Raw genomic sequence first — 397 nt, 5'->3', positions numbered from 1 at the left:
ATTGGCTTCGCGCAGCAGTACACGGGCGGCGTAGCGCAGCTGGTCGAGGCAGGCGCCGACCACCTGCGGCTGGCAGCGCAGGCAGTACGGATCCTGCACGCGGTCGTCGCCCTCGGCATGCGAGGCGCGAATGGCGCTGCCGGCAAGCAGGGCGCGGTAGTACTGGGCAACGTCGATCTGTCCCGGCTGGCCGCGCACAGCGTGGATGCGCGGATCGAAGGGACCATCGCTGCCGCGCGCGGCGTCGACCGTGAGCGCACCGATGACGAGCGCCGATTCCAGCACTGGCTCGAAGGCGAACAGCGCATGCAGGGCCAGCGCAGTCGAGGTCTGGGTGCCATTGATCAGGGCCAGACCTTCCTTGGCTTCGAGCGTCAGCGGTTTCAGTCCGTGATTG

1 protein-coding gene is annotated in these 397 nt (G+C 68.3%); it reads right to left on the bottom strand.

Features of this window, described 5'->3' with window-relative positions:
- Positions 1-397 (bottom strand): aromatic amino acid lyase (locus FLQ44_RS12375; protein WP_170252961.1); only part of this gene is annotated, 397 nt, incomplete at both ends.

Origin of the sequence: Vogesella mureinivorans (assembly GCF_007644035.1) — a bacterium.
Taxonomy (GTDB): domain Bacteria; phylum Pseudomonadota; class Gammaproteobacteria; order Burkholderiales; family Chromobacteriaceae; genus Vogesella; species Vogesella mureinivorans.
The sequence above is the reverse complement of the archived record's forward strand: the minus strand, read 5'-3'. Positions and strand labels throughout refer to the sequence as shown.